Consider the following 17,872-nt stretch of genomic DNA (forward strand, 5'->3'; position numbering starts at 1 on the left):
AGTTTTCTGCCAAGCAAGGCACCAAAGGGTGATAAACACATGACCAGTGCCCCGTGGAAAATTGGCGGGCTTTTATTGATTATTCTTCTTTTTCTTTCATATTTCACCGCCGATTATGCCATCGAGATCCGCAAAAAAGAACTCATTGCAGAGTTACAAAACCGTATGGAAATTACGGCCGCTGGTGAGGCAAAAGTCATCGAAACCTGGCTCAATGTGACTTCCGAGCAAGCAGGAAGAATAGTCAACAACGAGCTTTTTCAACTATTCGCTACTGAAATTAATCTGTCTAAGGACAAGGACCTTCCCGCAGCACTAAAGAGCCAACTTCCCTACATGCAAGGTGCGATCAGCGCATTTGTTCAACAAAACTCCTTGTTGGGGGCTTATATGATTGGTCAAGATGGCCGAGCATATTTAGCTTCTGGAGGTGCTCCTTCCTTGATAGATAAGCAACGAGATATAGCTGTTCAGCAATATTCAAAGGAAGATGTGACAATTACACCATTTAGGTCAACGGAAACCGGATTGGCCTTCGACCTGCTCATTCCGATTAAGGCCGCGCAATCTAACAATCTGTCTACGGAGGCAAATATTGTTGGTGTTTTGCTTCTCGCTGTTCCCGCGTCAGAACAGCTAGTAAGATTTTTGGATCCTTCACCCTTTTCTCTTGAGCCCGTAAAAATAAGATTATTTCAGTTTGAAGACGACGAATATATAGAGCTGTTTCCGTCTAAAGCTCCTTTCGTATCGCCAGCGGTAGACCAAAATCTCTCTGCCGATATGGTGCCATTTAGATCATGGACAGCCAATAATGGAGATACGATCTACTCGGCTAGCCACGCAGTTAGCAACACGTCCCTTTTCATCGTCGAGCAAGTGGCTGGTCAAGACGCTTTAGTCGGCCTAAAAACCTATATTCTGTTTATTATTGGCCTAGCATTAAGTTTCATTGTCGTGATTATCAGCCTGTGTTTGGCGCTATGGTTGACTTTCAGAAACCAAAGTGCAACTGCGCTAGCGACACAATACAAAGACTTTGCTACTCAGATCAACGTCCAGCGCCGCCTTCTCGGTAGCATCAATAATACAATCGACGAGCATATTAGTTTATCCGACTCCGAAGGGCAGTATATCTACGCCAATCCATCCTTTGCGCGCCTCGTTGATACACCAATACGATCAATACCGGGGAAAACGGATCGACTGCTTTTTGGAGAAAAAGTTGCACGCGAAATGGCCAAGTATGATAGAAAAGCGATTGCAACGGAGCAAACAATAAACGCGTTTGTCAACATAGAAACAACGCAGGGTGTACGCATCATCCGAATAGCCAAATCTCGTTTTCTCAACGACGACGGTAATTTTATTGGCATAGTTACTGTGGGCAGCGACATCACCGAATATGTAGAGTTTCAGCGGCGCAAAGAAGAGATGGATAAAAAAGCTATCACGGTTTTGGTTCGTATGCTTGAAGCAAATGATCCATACCTCGCCGATCACTCTAACCGGATGGGACATCTAGCTGAGCACATTGCGGAGCAGCTCGATCTTCCTGTGGAAACACGACGTGTTATTGAAACAGGCGCGCATTTATCTCAAATTGGAAAAATTTCAATTCCCAGAAACATTCGGGAAAAAGAAAGCCGTCTAAATGCTAAGGAGCAAAATATCATGCAAGAACACGTACTTGTTGCTGAGAAATTACTGCAAGAAGCTGAAATAGAAGCACCAATTTTAGATGCTGTCACGCAGCTTTATGAACGCCTGGACGGTTCAGGGTACCCCAACGGCCTAACTGACGACGAAATTGGAATTTCAGCCCGCATCCTTGGTATGACAGATATTTTGATAGCCCGCATATCACCTCGAGGTTATCGTGAAACGATTGGAATTGATGAAGCGTTACGTGTATTTAGAACCAATCCAGAAAAGTACGACCAGAGAATTGTTGTGGCGATGACAGATTTCTTTGAAACCGACGCTGGTGCAAAATTCAAGACAATGATGTCAAACTAGGCTTAAAGGCTGAAAGATTAGGATTCGTCCGAAATAATGTTCGTTTTCAATAAATCGTCTGATTGATCATTTAAATCATCGAGGCCAGATGGCATTGCGTTGATATCAATACCCTGACCAAATACTGTCAAAACACCGCCGCCATTTTCAAGCGCTTTAAATTCCATGGTGTCAGCGCCATCTTCTGCTGCAATATTAAGAGCATCGAACAAGGCATCCAAATCGACCACTTCATCTAGATCAAGATCTAAATCAATTGGCAAAGTCTGTTCTTTATCGTCCTCAATCATCTACAAGCCTGCTCTCAACTAAATAAAAGAATGATTTTCAAATTATTTTCATTCTTTAAAAATGCGTCAAATCGCCTAATAATTGGCAATTTGACGCAGTATACCGTGTAATTACGGTTAAATCGACTGATTAGAAAATAAATTCTGTCTCAACCCCTTCAACTTAGCGGTCAGAAATCAGCATTACATCCCTCATATGAGGTATTAATCGATAAATTTCAGATATTTTTCATAAAATTTTACACTAAGGCAGGAAGATGCGAAAACTGTCGCGAAATTGGTCGGATGAGATCGCGATCCCAAGAACACCTCTGTTGACTGGCTTATATGTTGCCACGTGCAGACCTACCAAGCCAAAGCCTGAACCTTTTCTCATAAGAATGGGAGATCCTGAATCTCCGTTTGTCGCATCGCACTCATGAAGAAGAATAGCCGCAACTGAGTTGATGTCTTTTTCAATACTTTCAATTTGACATCCCTCATGCACGGTCAGCATATGCGGAATATCTTTGCTATACCCCGCTTGAACAAAGGTACTGAGGCTTGTCACATCATTGTTCAAATCCCGATCATTTATACTGATTGCCGGAATGTAGCCAAAAGATTCTCCCAAGGGCTCTTTGAGCGTTGCAATAGCCCAATCACTAGCAACGTCGGGTTTTCCATATTTTTTGCTCGGGGTACGATTTCCGGATAGCAAATATTTCGCGACTTTGGAATGCCCTGTATAATTTCCCCGCTCGTATCCAACAACGAAATGAATGTTGTCTGGGCTAGCCCATTTTCGAAGACGGTTGTCCCAAAGACAATGAGCTGCCGTTAAAACCTGTGCTGGGCCAACCAGCACACCGGTACAAAAATTGCCTGACCGGTTTAGCCGGCCAATAGAACGCCAAGGATTTTCGGTAATATCTACGCGAACCCGATCGTCCTTCCCTTTGATTCCATAAAGTTTTAACTCTTTTTTCGTTGATTGTTGGTATTCGGTTGCCATGGCAGAGGGTGCCGCGACTGAGCCGAGCGCGCAGAATATACTTATGATGATCCAATGAACTAGCTTTCGCATATTCCCTAAATTATCCTCAGGATTACTTGATAAACAATCAACTTGAGATGTCCATAATCACTACCCATAAAACGGCCATTATTTTCTCCTATAAATCCCATCAATATAGTCAACAAATTAACCAATATCTGTTACGTTGGCTGAACCGAATTGCCTAAGCAACAACCAACCTTACACAAAAAATTAGTAGTTTAAATGCACCAACTTACTGATATTGCGATTATCGCTACTGTGGCCCTCGTTCTTGGCATGATTATGACCCGCATCAAACAGCCGGCCATTGTAGGTTATTTGTTGACAGGGATGGTTTTGGGGCGGTCTGCGTTTGGCTTCGTCGAAGATCGTGCAAATGTGGAAATATTGGCGGAACTAGGCGTCTTGCTTTTGCTTTACCTCATCGGGATGGAGCTTAATCTCAAATCCTTTATGCGGATTTGGAAAACTGCTATTGGCGGCGTCTTCCTTCAAGTCGCCATTGCCTACGGCATAATGGGCTTATTATCTTGGTATCTGGATTGGCCCTGGCAATTGACCCTCTTGCTTGCTTTTAGTCTTTCAATTAGTTCGACAGCTGTTGCGGTAAAAATTTTGGAAGATATTGGGGAGCTTCATCAAAGAACCGGTAATATTGCGATAGGCCTTTTGATCGCACAAGATCTTGCAGTTGTTCCAATGTTGCTAATCGTCGGGAGCTTATCTGGATCAGAACTCAATATTCCCATCCTGATTTTGACTATCGCGCTGGCAATAGGATTCCTTATTGCTCTTATTCTTTTTCTCAGCCAGCGCGAACGGGTTCACCTCCCGTTCCTAAAAGCTATATCTGGCAACGCTGATTTGCTTCCCCTTTTCGGAATTGTCTTTTGTCTGGGGATGGCTGCGGTAAGCGGTATCGTGGGCACCTCACCCGCTTTTGGTGCCTTTCTGGCTGGTCTTATTATTGGAAATAGTCAAGAGCGCGAACGTATTGTGGAGGCGACCCAGCCGATACAAGCTATTTTGTTGATGATCTTCTTTCTGTCTATCGGCCTTCTGATCGATCTGACTTATATTCTTCAAAATATTGTTCTGGTCCTGGTGATGCTCCTTGCCGTTATTTTGGTAAAAACACTTGTGAACATAATAATCTTGCGGGTCACTGGCGTCGATTGGCGGTCTGCATTTATTGCTGGAACAGCTCTTGGGCAAATTGGGGAATTTTCCTTCTTGCTCATGGCGGCCGGCGGTGACAGTGATTTCGTATCTCCTGATATTGCCCAACTAATGATCACAGTTATTGCACTGAGTTTGATGATCAGTCCACTTTGGTTGCTCACAGCTCGCCGTGCCCAAAAGCTCGCGGCTGGACAAGCTAATGATTTTCGGGCGGTGTGGGATGATATTTATGGCAAGGAAACCGTGTTTTTAATGCGCGCGTCGAAAACAACTTTCGAATATTTAAAATTTAAGACGGGCAGACAAAAGGAACAGCAAAAGCACCCGAACGAACCAGATAATACGTCGTCAGAAGGCCCGATGTCTGAAAATGCCGAAGCTCTTATCCAAAATGAAGATGCGGTCAGTTATCAAGCTGTGATGGAAGAAAATAGAAATAATCCCGAAGATGGAAGCCAGGATGATCTACCTAAGAAGTAATTTTTTTCTAACCTCACTCAGCACAGGAAAATTGCATAATAGTGTCTCCGGCGACAATAAAACAGATATCGCGTGAGCTCGTCCCATATTTCCAAATTTCAGTATTTCCCAAACTCGAAACATTATCAGCCGAGCCGATTGCAGCTTGGACCGCAGACGGCGTTGTTAAGCCAGCCGCGCCTGTAATTATATCTTCTTCGGTTCGTTGATCACAAGCACTTGTAAACAGCACGCAAAAAACCGAAAATAATCCAAACCTATGTGCCACCAAAAATTTCATCTCTGCTTACCTTGTCAGTTGACGTATATCGCGTTAAATTTCGAGGAGGTACTAATATAGAGTACAATAATTACCTTTCTCCTAAGACTTTTATAGGGATTTATCAAATTGGATCGTGTTCAAGATATACTTGATTTCTGGTTCCTCCCTGAAAATCATCCAGAATTTGGAAAAACCAGGACTGAGTGGTTCACGAAAAATCTCGAATTTGATATTCAGGTCAAGTCTCTTTTCCTGCCGGATTTGGAAGCGGCTGCAGCGGGCTATCGCTTGGTCTGGACTGAATCGATGAAAGGCTGCATAGCGTCGATTGTTCTTTTTGATCAGTTTCCTCGTAACATATTTCGAAATAGCAAACGTGCCTTTGCAACTGATGGAAAAGCGTTGGAAATTAGCCGTCATATGATAACTAGTGGCTACTTCGGCGATTTAAATTTGGTTCAGAAACAATTTGTTATCCTACCGTTCGAACATAGTGAAAATATGGATGATCAAAAACAAGCTCTTCAACTATTTACCGATACCGGAAACGACAACCTGATAAGTTATGCACAAGCGCATTTTGATATTATTGAAAAGTTCGGACGGTTTCCGCATCGAAACAAAGTGTTGGAAAGAACCAGTACGCCCGCCGAAGAAGAATTTCTTAAGCAACCAGGATCTTCCTTCTGAAGTGACTATTTTTAAGCGCGACCTACTTTAGTTCGTTCAATACAGGAAAAACAATATGAGCAATTTATCCGACCAGGTCATTCTTGTAACTGGCGCAAGCCGTGGCATCGGCGCAGCGGCGGCCATTGAGCTGGCCAAGCAAGGCGCTAAACTCTGCCTGTCTTCACGCTCCGCTGCAGCCTGTAGCGACACTCTGGAAACTATTAGGAACGCTGGTGGAGATGCTTTCGCTGCAAGTTGCGATATGTCGGATTATGACGCCGTAGAAAAATTGATTTCGGATACGATGGAACATTACGGTCGTGTTGATACACTTATTAATAATGCCGGTATCGTTGATCCAATTGGCCCTATCTCCACAAGTGACCCAAAGGAATGGGCGAAGAACACGTCTATCAACTTGCTCGGTGTTTACCATGGCACCCGCGCTGTCCTCCCGCATTTTCTCGAGCAAAAAGCAGGTACGATAATCAACATCAGCTCCGGCGCCGCGCATGGGCCAATGGAAGGTTGGAGTGCATACTGTTCCGGAAAAGCAGCGGTTCATATGATGACGCGGGCGACGGCACTCGAAACAGGGGAAGATGGAGTACGTGTATTTGGCTTTGCTCCCGGCGTAGTCGATACCGAAATGCAAGTTAAAATACGTGCATCCGGTATCAATGCTGTCAGCCAGATCCCACGAGAAAATCTATCGTCGGCATTAGAGCCGGCAATAGCTATTGCCTGGTTGTGCAGTGATGCCGCGGATGATCTCGCGGGGCAAGAGCTCACAATTCGCGATGAAAGCTTACGTAAAAGAATAGGATTGCCGCTAAGCTAATTTGGAACCCGGCCGAAAGGCAGTCACCCGAACAATTTCCCTCAATTTTCGGTTGACTGCTTAGCCGGCACCCAAAACCTATTTATTTCCTCACCCGATACCTTGAATATTTCAACACACTCAATTCTGAATTTGCGAACGAGTTCCGTTAGTAAGGATAATTCTCGAAAATAGTCATCCTCACGGCAAAAAAATGAGCAGATTTCATTATCCGTCATCATGTGCATTGACCGTACCATCATGATTATCCGCCATCTATTGGTTTGTACGGACTGATCCGCAGACCGGTTCGCCAAGTCGATAAATTTTCTTGCAGCGATAAATAACTTCGAAGTCGGATATAAAATTACGCTCGATCGCACAAACTGATTCCTCAATTTGATTGTGAACTGGTTCATCTCAATTTCGTGAGTGTCTAAGAATTTATTTACGACAAGCCTTCGGCAATAGACCTGTTTTTTTGGCATATTTCGCGCCAAAGCCAAAAACCCGGGTGCATAGGTTACGAGTTGTTCCATCGAAAGTATATTCTCAAGAAACCGGTATTCCGACATCCAGAATTTGCGAACATCCGCACGAAGATCAGAATTTTCTGATTCAATCTGATCTCGTAGAATTTCACGGCCTTCCGATTCACGTTCCCGGTGCGCACGATCGATCGCAGTCGTAATTTTGTGATTGATGAGAAAAGGTTTTGACCAATGTGGCCGCGGTGCGGCGTTCTCAAGCCAGACAAGACCTTCACGGGGTACAAGCAATGTAGACGCGTTAACGGATGCCGTTTTAAAAGAAGTCATTACATTTCGCATTTAGTGAAAGTCAGATAGTGACATTTCAGACGCTAAATGAGAGGACTCCGTGACTATTCAGGCCGATATTGTCGTCACCGGCATCTGAATGGGGCCGTCCTTTCGTTTATTCCAGAACTGTTGTACGTAAGGATTATCGGTACTCGCTGCTTCCTGAACAACCCCTGTCCAAACAACCTTACCTTCATGGATCATGGCAATATGATCCGAGATAATCCGAGCTGTTAAGAGGTTGCTCGTAATCGCTACCACCGTACTCCCCAACTCCCGGACGTTATTAAAAATCTCATCATTGATGACGTTGCTCATAATTGGATCCAAACCCGCTGTTGGTTCATCCAAAAACAATATCGGCGGATCGCCAGCAATAGCTCGCGCAAACCCGACACGCTTCTGCATACCGCCAGATAATTCAGCTGGAAATAGATCGGCGATATCCGGTGACAGCCCAACGGACGAAAGCTTCTTAATAGCAAGTTTTTTTACTTCGCTTCGCTTAGCACCGGGCCGTTGCAGCAACCGAAAGCCGATATTTTCCCAAACAGGCAGTCCATCAAATAACCCTGAGCGCTGAAACAAGATGCCAAACTTTTTGAAAAATTCATCCTGCTCCTGACTGGAAAGGTTGGTTACTTCCTCGCCATCCAACAGAATTGAGCCACTATCGGGCTTGATCAACCCCAATATGCATTTAAGAGTAAGTGTTTTTCCAGCACCAGACGGGCCGATGAGCGTCAAAATCTCACCGGCAGTTACTTCTAAATTTATACCGTTCAGTATGGGGACGCCATTAAAGCTCTTATATAGATCCTTAACGACTATCTTACTTTGTCCTATTTGTGTCATGTCTGCAGGCTACAGGATAAATTTACGAAATTAAACCGCATTCTGTTATGAGAAGGCAGTTTAATTATTAGGGAAAAACATGGCAGTGGAACTTGGTCGAACAACCTATAACAGAAGCCTGTTTCATGGCGGCGATCTGCAATGGGCTCAAGCGCATTTCGCGCATGTAGAAATACCTTGGCTGGATCTTAGTACAGGAATAAATCCATGTGCATATCCTGTACCGAAAATTTCACTAGGCGCCTGGCAACGATTGCCTGGAACAAACGCAGAGAAAACAATGTTAGAGGCTGCAAGAAATTTCTACGATGCACCGCCTACCCTAGAAATTTGTGCCGCGCCCGGCACTCAACTTTCTATCCAAATCTTGCCACGATTATACACAAGAAGCCAAGTTGATATTCTCGCCCCCACTTATTCGGAGCATGCTGCCAGTTGGAAACAAGCTGGCCATCAGGTGCGTGAAATTGCAGACATAGACGACATTTCGGAAGAAACAAGATTTGTTGTGGTGGTGCGCCCAAACAATCCGGACGGTACGTTACATGATAAATCACGGCTCCTAAAACTCACTAAATTGTTACAGTCCCGAAACGGTCAACTCATTGTAGATGAAGCTTTTGCAGATACTAATCATAAGCAATCTTTGGTTCAAGCAATCTCGCCAAACGGCCCAATCGTTCTGAAATCCTTCGGGAAGTTTTTTGGACTTGCGGGTTTGCGCCTCGGCTTCTGTCTTGGACCTGTTCCGGCAATTAATCTCCTGCAGCAATCTCTCGGCCCTTGGATTGTCAGCGGCGTGGCAATGGAAGTGGCTACTAAAGCTCTAAAAGATTCAAATTGGATTTCACAAACACGCTATCGCTTAAAAAAGTCTTCAGAACGACTCTCATCCTTACTCTCAGAAAACGGCCTAGATGTCGTCGGCAAAACGTCATTGTTTTGTCTTGCTCAAACAGATTCTTCAGACACCCTTTTCCGTCATCTCTGCGAACAAGGCATTCTTTGTCGAATGTTTCCAGAAAGGGCAGGATTTTTGAGATTTGGGCTTCCTGGAACGGAGGAAGACTGGCAAAGAATTAGCACTGCCCTGAATAACTGGCAAAATGAATGTTAGGCGAGATAACTAATTGACAGCGACCGCGTTCAGCCTTAGCGTCCCTTGTGATGGTTCCCAGTTTGGGAGTTAAGAGGGAATGCGGTGAGATTATAAAATCAATGCCGCGGCTGTCCCCGCAACTGTAAGCGATTAGCTGACACAACAATCCACTGAAGAATTCGGGAAGGACTGTGTGAGTGCCATTCGCAAGCCAGGAGACCTGCCATCATCATTGAAACTTTTGCTGCATGACGGAGGATCATGATGAGCTTGATATCAATTCGAGTGTCGTTTAAGAACCGTGCCGAGCCTCTTCCATGGAAGAGCCAGCATCGTGCTGTCTGTCGGCCTTTTACTTTCCGTAATTTATTCTCCTTTTTGCAGTCTGTTCTAACAGGAAACCAGATCTCATGAATCACAAAATTCCAGCCACAGTCATCACCGGATTTTTAGGAGCGGGAAAAACCAGCCTCATTCGGAACTTGATTGAGAATTCCAATGGCAAAAAATTGGCTCTGATCATTAACGAATTCGGTGATTTAGGCGTCGATGGTGATGTCTTGAAAGGCTGCGGGAACGAAAATTGCACTGAAGAAGACATTGTTGAATTGGCCAACGGTTGTATCTGCTGCACTGTCGCGGATGATTTCCTGCCAACGATACAAAAGCTGCTCGATCGAGACGTAAAACCAGATCATATCATTGTGGAAACCTCTGGCCTCGCGTTACCCAAACCGTTGGTTCGAGCTTTCGGCTGGCCTGAAGTGCGCACCCAAGTAACGGTTGATGGCGTTGTAACCGTCATTGACGGACCAGCCTATTCAGATGGCTTGTTTGCTTCAGACCCGGCTGCGGTTCAGGAACAGCGCGAAAATGACGAAAATCTTGATCATGATAGCCCACTAGAAGAGCTTTTTGAAGATCAGTTAAATTGCGCGGATATGATCATTTTCAACAAGTCGGATTTACTGGCGGACCAGGAAATAGAGACGGCCATTGCTGAAATTCGCAACCGAGTTCGCTCCTCCGTTAAAATGGTGCAAACAAGCCATGGAAATATTGATGCCCGCGTCCTACTTGGATTGGATGCCGCCGCAGAGGATGATCTGGCCGCCAGGCCGTCTGTTCATGATGATGCTGACGAACATGAACATGACGATTTTGACAGCTATGTTCTCGACATTGGCGAAGTTATGTCTCTCGAAACACTTCTCAGCAATCTTCACACTGCCATTGAAGGCAATGGAATATTACGTGTGAAAGGATTTCTCTCGCTTGCTGGAAAAGATATGCGTCTGGTATTGCAAGGCGTTGGAAATCGTCTTCAACATTATTACGACCGCGACTGGGCACCGGGGGAAAGCCGCGTCAGTAAGCTCGTGATCATTGGCGAGCATGACATGGATCAAGCGGCGATAACTCGTACAATTTTGAATTGATATGCATTTACTTGCCGCCACACCCGGTGGGATCAATGATGGATCTGAAGCTGTAGACCTCGAGCAGCAGCCGGGTGATATCATTTTTTTGTCGGCAGCTGATACAGAGCTCTCCAGTCTTGCCGCACTCAATAATACCGGCGAAAGTGACCTCTCTTTACGACTTGCCAACAATATGCAGCTATCTCACAATCTATCCGTAGATATATATGTGGAAGATGTTGTTGCCCGGGCCAAACTGATAATTTTGCGCCTTTTGGGCGGCATTAGCTATTGGTCATACGGTGTAGAAAAAATTACAGAATGCTGTCGGGAAAACAATATCCTTCTGGCAGTGCTGCCCGGTGATGATCAACCAGATGAAGAGCTTGCCGCCCTTAACACCGTTTCGCGCGAAATAGCCCATCGTCTCTGGCAATACCTTGTTCAGGGCGGGAGTGATAATTACTCCAATTTTCTGAATTACGCGCGGTTCTTATTAGACGAGGATGCAACCTGGCAGGAACCAAAGCTCTTGATGAAAGCGGGACTGTATTGGCCTAAGGCAGGCGAGATAAGTTTGGAGCAACTGAAGGATATTTGGCGTCGTGAGGCGCCGGTTGTTGGTATCGTATTTTACCGCGCTTTGTATCAAGCAAATAATCTGGCGCCGGTTGATGATCTCATTGGCGAACTACGGAAAAAAGGACTAAATCCCCTACCCTTATATGTTGCCAGCTTGAAAGACCCTGTTTGTGCGGAGATCGTTGCACAGGTTTTGAATGATGCCCCACCAAGCGTTATCCTCAACGCGACCGGCTTTGCACTTTCTAATCCAGGCGCTGCCCGAAAAGAAACGCCGTTTGATGCCGCTGATTGCCCTATTTTGCAGGTCATCTTTTCCGGCGGAAACGAAGACGCCTGGCGCTCGGGTGTCACCGGTTTATCGGCCCGTGATATTGCAATGAACGTCTGCTTACCAGAAGTTGACGGTCGGATCATGACGCGTGCCGTTTCATTCAAAGCAGACGCCGGGTATGATATAGAAACACAAACGAATGTTGTGGCTTATAAATCCGTTGCCGATCGTATTCAATTCGTTGCCGACATGGCGTATCAATGGGCGCGTCTCCAATCGACGCCGATATCTTCGCGGAAAGTCGCCATTGTTCTTGCCAATTACCCTAACAAGAATGGGCGTATCGGGAATGGTGTTGGCCTCGACACACCGGCTGGTACCATTGAAGTCCTTAAAGCTATGCAGTCGCACGGCTACAGGGCGGGTGACTTCCCCTCATCGGGAAATGGTCTCATCGAGAACCTGTTGGAGGGGCCAACCAATAGCCACAAATCTGATCAACCGCGAAAAAACGGCATCAAGTTCTCCATTGAAAAATACCGATGTTTTTTTGCGACGTTACCAGAAAAACTCAGGCTCGAGGTACAAGGTCGTTGGGGCTCACCGGACGCTGATCCGTTTGTAGTTGACGGAAATTTCGTGCTATCCGCGAAGCGATACGGAAATATCCTCGTCGGCATCCAGCCAGCCCGCGGATATAATATCGATCCAACAGCGAGCTATCATGATCCAGACCTCGTCCCTCCGCATGGGTATTTCGCATTTTACGCGTGGCTGAGGGAAGAAGAACAAGTTCATGCGATCATACATATGGGCAAACATGGCAACATGGAATGGTTGCCCGGAAAAGCGGTCGCTTTATCCGAAGAATGCTACCCCGAAGCTGTATTCGGTCCCATGGTCCATCTCTATCCTTTCATTGTAAATGATCCCGGTGAAGGCACTCAGGCGAAACGTCGTGCCGCCGCGGTTATCATAGATCATCTGACGCCGCCCATGACACGTGCTGAAAGTTATGGTCCCCTTGCCGACCTTGAACGGCTGGTCGATGAATATTATGAGGCTGCTGGCGTAGATCCGCGCCGCATCGCGCTTTTAACGCAACAGATTCTCGAGTTGACGCAAAATACCGGAATTGATATTGATTGCGGTATTGGACCTGACGATGCGGAAGGTGAGCAACTTTCGAAACTAGATAATTATCTCTGTGAGCTCAAAGAACTTCAAATCAGAGACGGCCTTCACATTTTCGGTAAATCGCCAGAGGCCCGCCAGCTCACGGATCTGCTTGTGGCCCTTGTCAGGATCCCCCGCGGTGATGGGTTATTTCATAACGCCTCGTTAATCCGGGCCCTTTCAAACGATCTTGGTTTTCCCGAAGACTTCGACCCATTGGATTGCCAGATGGGCGCGATCTGGTCAGGTGGCAAACCTGACCTGTTGCGATCAGATGACGCATGGCGCACGAACGGAGATGCCGTCGAACGGTTGGAAGAACTGGCCGCAAAACTGATCTCGGGCGAACAATCCCTCCACCCAGATTGGGCATCCTCAGAAATGGTCTTGTCCAACCTTCAAAATTCTCTAAGACCCATTGTCGAAGGGTGCGGCAAATCCGAATTGGCCGGCTTACTGTCCGGCCTAGATGGTCGATTTGTTGAACCCGGCCCATCCGGCGCCCCCACCAGAGGGCGGAATGACGTCCTGCCGACAGGTCGCAATTTTTACTCTGTCGATAGCCGTGCCATCCCCACACCTACCGCGTGGTTACTCGGCTGGAAGTCTGCCGGAATGCTGATCGATCGGTATCGGCAGGAAAACGGGGCGTGGCCTAAAACCATGGTCCTCAGTGCCTGGGGAACAGCAAATATGCGAACCGGCGGAGATGATATAGCCCAAGCATTGGCGCTTATGGGCGTCCGCCCCACTTGGGATAAAGCATCCAGTCGCGTTACGGGGTTTGAAATCTTACCTGTGAGCCTTCTAGATCGCCCGCGCATTGACGTGACGCTTCGTATATCCGGTTTTTTCCGGGATGCCTTTCCCCAACAAATGGCGCTATTCGACAGCGCTGTTCGCGACGTTGCCGCTCTTGATGAGGATGAAACGTTAAATCCCCTGGCAGCAAAAGTCAGATTAGATCAGGCCGAATTGGAAAAAACAGGTTTGCCTGCCGATATCGCCCAAAAGCGCGCAGCCTATAGATTATTCGGATCCAAGCCTGGTGCTTATGGTGCTGGGTTACAGGCATTGATGGATGAAAAAGGATGGGCTGACGATGGTGACTTGGCTCGAGCGTATGTGGCGTGGGGCGGGTATGCTTATGGGTCTGGTGCGGAGGGCGTAGCAGAACATGGTTTATTTGAAAGGCGGTTGGGTCAGGTTGAAGCTGTCGTTCACAATCAGGATAATCGTGAACATGATCTTCTCGACAGTGATGATTATTACCAATTCGAAGGCGGTGTAACGGCAGCTATACGCCATATCAAGGGCACCCAGCCCGTCGTTTATCATAATGACCACTCACGGCCTGAGAGCCCCAAAATCCGAACTCTGGAAGAAGAAATTGGGCGGGTGGTTCGCGCCAGAGTTATAAATCCCAAATGGATCAACGGTGTTATGCGGCATGGGTATAAAGGTGCATTTGAAATAGCTGCGACGGTCGATTATCTTTTCGCTTTCGCCGCAACCGCCAGAGCCGTCAAGGATCACCATTTCGACGCAGTTTTCGATGCTTACCTGATGGACGAAAAGGTCCGTCAGTTCCTACATAAAAACAATCCAGATGCCCTACAGGAAATCGCTGATAAATTTCAAGAAGCCTTGGACCGGAAAATGTGGCAACCCAGACGCAATACGATACATAACGAACTCAAAGCACTTAAACAGGAAGGAACCTCATGAGCACCGATCTGTCCCCGGCGGAAATTGCCCGCGCCAACGAAAAAGCAGCGAAAAAGAAAGCTGCCCGCGATAAAATGCTGGCAACAAAAACCATCGAAAAAGGTTTGCTGATTGTCCATACGGGTAAAGGAAAAGGTAAATCCACTGCGGCATTTGGCCTTGCTGCGCGCGCCATCGGTAATGAGATGAAAGTCGGTGTCGTCCAGTACGTAAAAGGCAAATGGGAAACCGGCGAACGTAAAGTACTGGAAGCCTTTCCCGATCTGATTGAAATTCATACGATGGGTGAAGGCTTTACTTGGGAAACACAGGATCGCGAACGTGATATTCGTGCGGCCGAAAAAGCCTGGGAAAAGTCGAAGGAAATGATTGAAGCCAGTCGCGGTGACAATCCAACTTATGACATGGTTATCTTGGACGAGCTCAATATTGTTCTGCGCTATGACAGCCTCCCTCTAGGCGACATAATCGAGTTTCTCAAAAACAAACCGGAAAATCTCCACGTGGTGGTTACGGGCAGAAACGCAAAGGAAGAGTTGATAGATATTGCCGATCTCGTCACCGAAATGACGCAGATTAAACATCCGTTCCGCTCAGGTGTTAAAGCGCAAGTCGGAATAGAGTTCTAATGACACCCGCCCTTATGCTGCAAGGTACTGGCTCAGACGTTGGCAAATCTCTGCTTGTCGCCGGCTTGGCGCGTGCATTCAGCAACCGGGGGCTAAAAGTGAGGCCATTCAAACCGCAGAATATGTCAAATAATGCAGCGGTTACAATTGATGGTGGGGAGATCGGCCGGGCGCAGGCCTTGCAAGCGCGCGCCGCTCGCACACCCCTTCTCAATGACATGAACCCGATACTGCTCAAACCACAATCAGAAACTGGCGCGCAGGTTATTGTCCAAGGCAGGATTTACGGAAATGCCAAAGCACGAGACTATCAGGCACTTAAACCAAGATTAATGGAAAAGGTTCTTGAAAGTTATGGCCGTATCAGTGACGGCGCAGATCTTGTTTTGGTGGAAGGTGCTGGGAGTCCAGCGGAAATCAATCTTCGGGCACATGATATTGCCAATATGGGCTTTGCTGAAGCAGCAGATGTCCCGGTACTTTTAGCGGGAGATATTGATCGCGGTGGTGTAATCGCGCAAATTGTTGGAACCCATTGCTTACTGTCTACCTCCGAACAACAACGGCTAAAGGGCTTTATCATTAATAAGTTTCGAGGTGATCTTTCACTGTTTGACGATGGGTTAAAAATTCTAACAGAGAAAACCGGACTTGCTAATTTTGGTGTACTCCCGTTCTTCCGCGACGCGCATAAACTGCCTCAAGAAGATGCTTTTGCAATTTCTGATCAGCCGACCCGGCAAGATGCGATTCAAATTGCTGTGCCGGTTTTTTCTCGTATTTCCAATTTCGATGATCTTGATCCTTTAATCGCTGAACCTGATGTCGCCGTTCGTATGATAAAAGCGGGCCATGCAATTCCGCAGGGAATGGATGTCATCATTTTACCCGGCTCTAAAGCCACCTTGGCAGACATGGAATTCGTCCGGGCGCAAGGATGGGATATCGATATCCACTCGCATGTGCGTCAAGGAGGAACGGTTGTTGGAATCTGTGGCGGTTATCAAATGCTCGGCAAAGAATTATCGGATGCAGACGGTATCGAGGGAGAAGCACGCACTGTCAAGGGGCTAGGTCTTCTCAATTTCACAACTCGCTTAGGGCCAGTCAAAAAGCTGGATGAAGAAGAGGGCACGGAACTTCTCACTGGCGCCCATATTACAGGTTATCACATGCATGTGGGACATTGCGCTGGTCCGGCACTTAGTCGGCCGATGGTGCAGCTTTCTTCAGGTGACGACGGTGCAATCTCCCTGGATAACCAGCTGATGGGTTGCTATTTGCATGGTATATTTTCTTCAGATAAATTCCGATCTAATTTTCTTAACCGGTTTAAATCAAGAAAAGAGAAAATTGATAAATTTGAGCTAGTTATCGAAAATACTTTAGATAAATTATCAGAAAATATGGAAGAGTTTCTTAATCTGGATCGGATGTTGGAGATCGCTAATGGCGTTAAGTAAGACTGTAAACGCCACCGGTTACAGCCAGCAATACCAGGGTGATCAGGACGCCGGCGATTCGGTATATTTTAAGAGCGTTTCGGATATGCTGGGTGCCCACGCTTCTCTCGCCATTCTTGTTCATCCAGCGATCCTCAATTTTTTCTCCGGCATATTGACGAGGTCCGGCAAGAGCGACATCCAGCGCGCCGGCCATAGCGGCTTCAGGCCAACCAGCGTTGACGCTTCTATGATGGTGCCCATCTTCCAGCATGACACGAAGCGCATTTCGCCCATTCGCGGCAGGCACGGTGAATGCAGACAATACAATAAAGATACCTGTAATTCTCGCTGGAATGTAATTTACCACATCATCAATACGGGCCGCCAATTTTCCGAAATATTCATAGCGATCATTGCGATGCCCGATCATGCTATCCAATGTATTGACAGCCTTATAACCACACAGCCCTGGCAACCCCAACAGCGTGAACCAAAAAAGTGGAGCCACAGTACCGTCGGAAAAATTTTCCGCCAGCGATTCGATCGCAGCTCGACTAACACCACTTTCGTCAAGTGTTTTTGGGTCCCGTCCAACAATATGAGAAACGGCTTCACGTCCTTCCTCAAGGTTCAGTTCAAGGCGTTCAGCCACTGCTTGAACATGGCTCGACAAACTACGCCAAGCAAGCAGACTGCTGGCGAGAACCGCCAACAAAATCATCGTTACAATGCTCTGTATAAGAAGAACAGCCAGCACATAACCTACAAAAGTAGCCGCTCCGACAATACCTCCGGTAACCAAGGCACCCAGCCAGAAGCTGCGTCTGTTGGTATTTTCCGGCAGGTTAAAATTCACTTCAAGACGGGCGATACAATTTCCGAGAATAACCACGGGGTGAGGTACGATACGGTACAAACGCTTTGGATCACCGACGAGTGCGTCGACAATCAGAGCAAACAAGACAATCAAGGTCGGTGTGTAAAAAGCCGAATGCGATGTGAGGATCATGGTGGACATGAAGGCAAAATGATATGGCGCACGGTCCGCGTCAATGACGAAATTGTTAGTATTGCTACA

The 17,872-nt window shown here is 46.7% G+C and carries 15 protein-coding genes and 1 riboswitch; of the genes, 9 read left to right on the top strand and 6 right to left on the bottom strand.

From position 1 onward, the window contains the following. Positions 1-75: 75 nt before the first annotated feature. Positions 76-2,019 carry an HD domain-containing phosphohydrolase gene (locus V7723_RS09475; RefSeq protein ID WP_335684219.1) on the top strand — a complete coding sequence of 648 codons (1,944 nt, stop codon included), beginning with the start codon at positions 76-78 and terminating at the stop codon, positions 2,017-2,019. 17 nt (positions 2,020-2,036) lie between these two features. Here V7723_RS09475 and V7723_RS09480 read toward each other — a convergent pair whose 3' ends face one another. Continuing rightward, a complete protein-coding gene (locus V7723_RS09480) occupies positions 2,037-2,309 on the bottom strand; it encodes a hypothetical protein (RefSeq protein WP_335684220.1) in 273 nt (90 codons plus the stop codon). Positions 2,310-2,553: 244 nt separating this feature from the next. Further along, complete coding sequence (locus V7723_RS09485) at positions 2,554-3,375, bottom strand: trypsin-like serine peptidase (protein WP_335684221.1); 822 nt, start codon at positions 3,373-3,375, stop codon at positions 2,554-2,556. 195 nt (positions 3,376-3,570) lie between these two features. Here V7723_RS09485 and V7723_RS09490 point away from each other — a divergent pair, with 195 nt between their 5' ends. Then, a complete protein-coding gene (locus V7723_RS09490) occupies positions 3,571-5,010 on the top strand; it encodes a cation:proton antiporter (RefSeq protein WP_335684222.1) in 1,440 nt (479 codons plus the stop codon). A gap of 13 nt (positions 5,011-5,023) precedes the next feature. Here the strand turns inward: V7723_RS09490 and V7723_RS09495 are convergent, their stop codons facing one another. After that, the gene (locus V7723_RS09495) at positions 5,024-5,290 is read right to left on the bottom strand and encodes a hypothetical protein (protein ID WP_335684223.1); all 267 of its coding nucleotides are present in this window, start codon (positions 5,288-5,290) and stop codon (positions 5,024-5,026) included. 108 nt (positions 5,291-5,398) lie between these two features. On the opposite strand from V7723_RS09495, the gene V7723_RS09500 reads away from it, so the two are divergent. Continuing rightward, positions 5,399-5,962 (top strand): DUF924 family protein, encoded by a 564-nt coding sequence (locus V7723_RS09500; RefSeq protein ID WP_335684224.1) that lies wholly within the window; start codon positions 5,399-5,401, stop codon positions 5,960-5,962. Positions 5,963-6,017: 55 nt separating this feature from the next. Then, complete coding sequence (locus tag V7723_RS09505) at positions 6,018-6,785, top strand: SDR family NAD(P)-dependent oxidoreductase (RefSeq protein ID WP_335684225.1); 768 nt, start codon at positions 6,018-6,020, stop codon at positions 6,783-6,785. A 41-nt stretch (positions 6,786-6,826) separates the two neighbouring features. On the opposite strand, the gene V7723_RS09510 is transcribed toward V7723_RS09505, so the two are convergent. Further along, positions 6,827-7,582 (bottom strand): hypothetical protein, encoded by a 756-nt coding sequence (locus tag V7723_RS09510; RefSeq protein WP_335684226.1) that lies wholly within the window; start codon positions 7,580-7,582, stop codon positions 6,827-6,829. A 69-nt stretch (positions 7,583-7,651) separates the two neighbouring features. Then, positions 7,652-8,440, bottom strand: coding sequence for an ABC transporter ATP-binding protein (locus V7723_RS09515; protein ID WP_335684227.1), 789 nt, complete (start codon positions 8,438-8,440; stop codon positions 7,652-7,654). 79 nt (positions 8,441-8,519) lie between these two features. Between V7723_RS09515 and cobD the strand changes: the two genes are divergently transcribed. The 5 genes from cobD to V7723_RS09540 all read left to right on the top strand — a co-directional run bounded on the left by cobD (position 8,520) and on the right by V7723_RS09540 (position 16,812). Further along, on the top strand, positions 8,520-9,557 hold the full coding sequence (gene cobD / locus V7723_RS09520) for a threonine-phosphate decarboxylase CobD (protein ID WP_335684228.1): 1,038 nt from the start codon (positions 8,520-8,522) through the stop codon (positions 9,555-9,557). A gap of 34 nt (positions 9,558-9,591) precedes the next feature. Next, positions 9,592-9,781: riboswitch (cobalamin riboswitch) on the top strand. A 168-nt stretch (positions 9,782-9,949) separates the two neighbouring features. After that, on the top strand, positions 9,950-10,978 hold the full coding sequence (gene cobW, locus V7723_RS09525) for a cobalamin biosynthesis protein CobW (RefSeq protein WP_335684229.1): 1,029 nt from the start codon (positions 9,950-9,952) through the stop codon (positions 10,976-10,978). Between the two features lies 1 nt (position 10,979). After that, a complete protein-coding gene (gene cobN, locus V7723_RS09530) occupies positions 10,980-14,720 on the top strand; it encodes a cobaltochelatase subunit CobN (protein ID WP_335684230.1) in 3,741 nt (1,246 codons plus the stop codon). Continuing rightward, positions 14,717-15,349 carry a cob(I)yrinic acid a,c-diamide adenosyltransferase gene (gene cobO, locus V7723_RS09535; RefSeq protein ID WP_335684231.1) on the top strand — a complete coding sequence of 211 codons (633 nt, stop codon included), beginning with the start codon at positions 14,717-14,719 and terminating at the stop codon, positions 15,347-15,349. The genes cobN and cobO overlap by 4 nt, the downstream gene beginning before the upstream one ends. Beyond that, entirely contained in the window at positions 15,349-16,812 is a 1,464-nt protein-coding gene (locus V7723_RS09540) for a cobyric acid synthase (protein WP_335684232.1), read from the top strand. The genes cobO and V7723_RS09540 overlap by 1 nt, the downstream gene beginning before the upstream one ends. Here V7723_RS09540 and cbiB read toward each other — a convergent pair. Continuing rightward, positions 16,805-17,803 carry an adenosylcobinamide-phosphate synthase CbiB gene (cbiB, locus tag V7723_RS09545; RefSeq protein ID WP_335684233.1) on the bottom strand — a complete coding sequence of 333 codons (999 nt, stop codon included), beginning with the start codon at positions 17,801-17,803 and terminating at the stop codon, positions 16,805-16,807. The two genes, V7723_RS09540 and cbiB, sit on opposite strands and share 8 nt — an antisense overlap. Positions 17,804-17,872 lie beyond the last annotated feature (69 nt).

The organism is Sneathiella sp., assembly GCF_036960985.1.
In the GTDB taxonomy this organism is placed as follows: domain Bacteria; phylum Pseudomonadota; class Alphaproteobacteria; order Sneathiellales; family Sneathiellaceae; genus Sneathiella.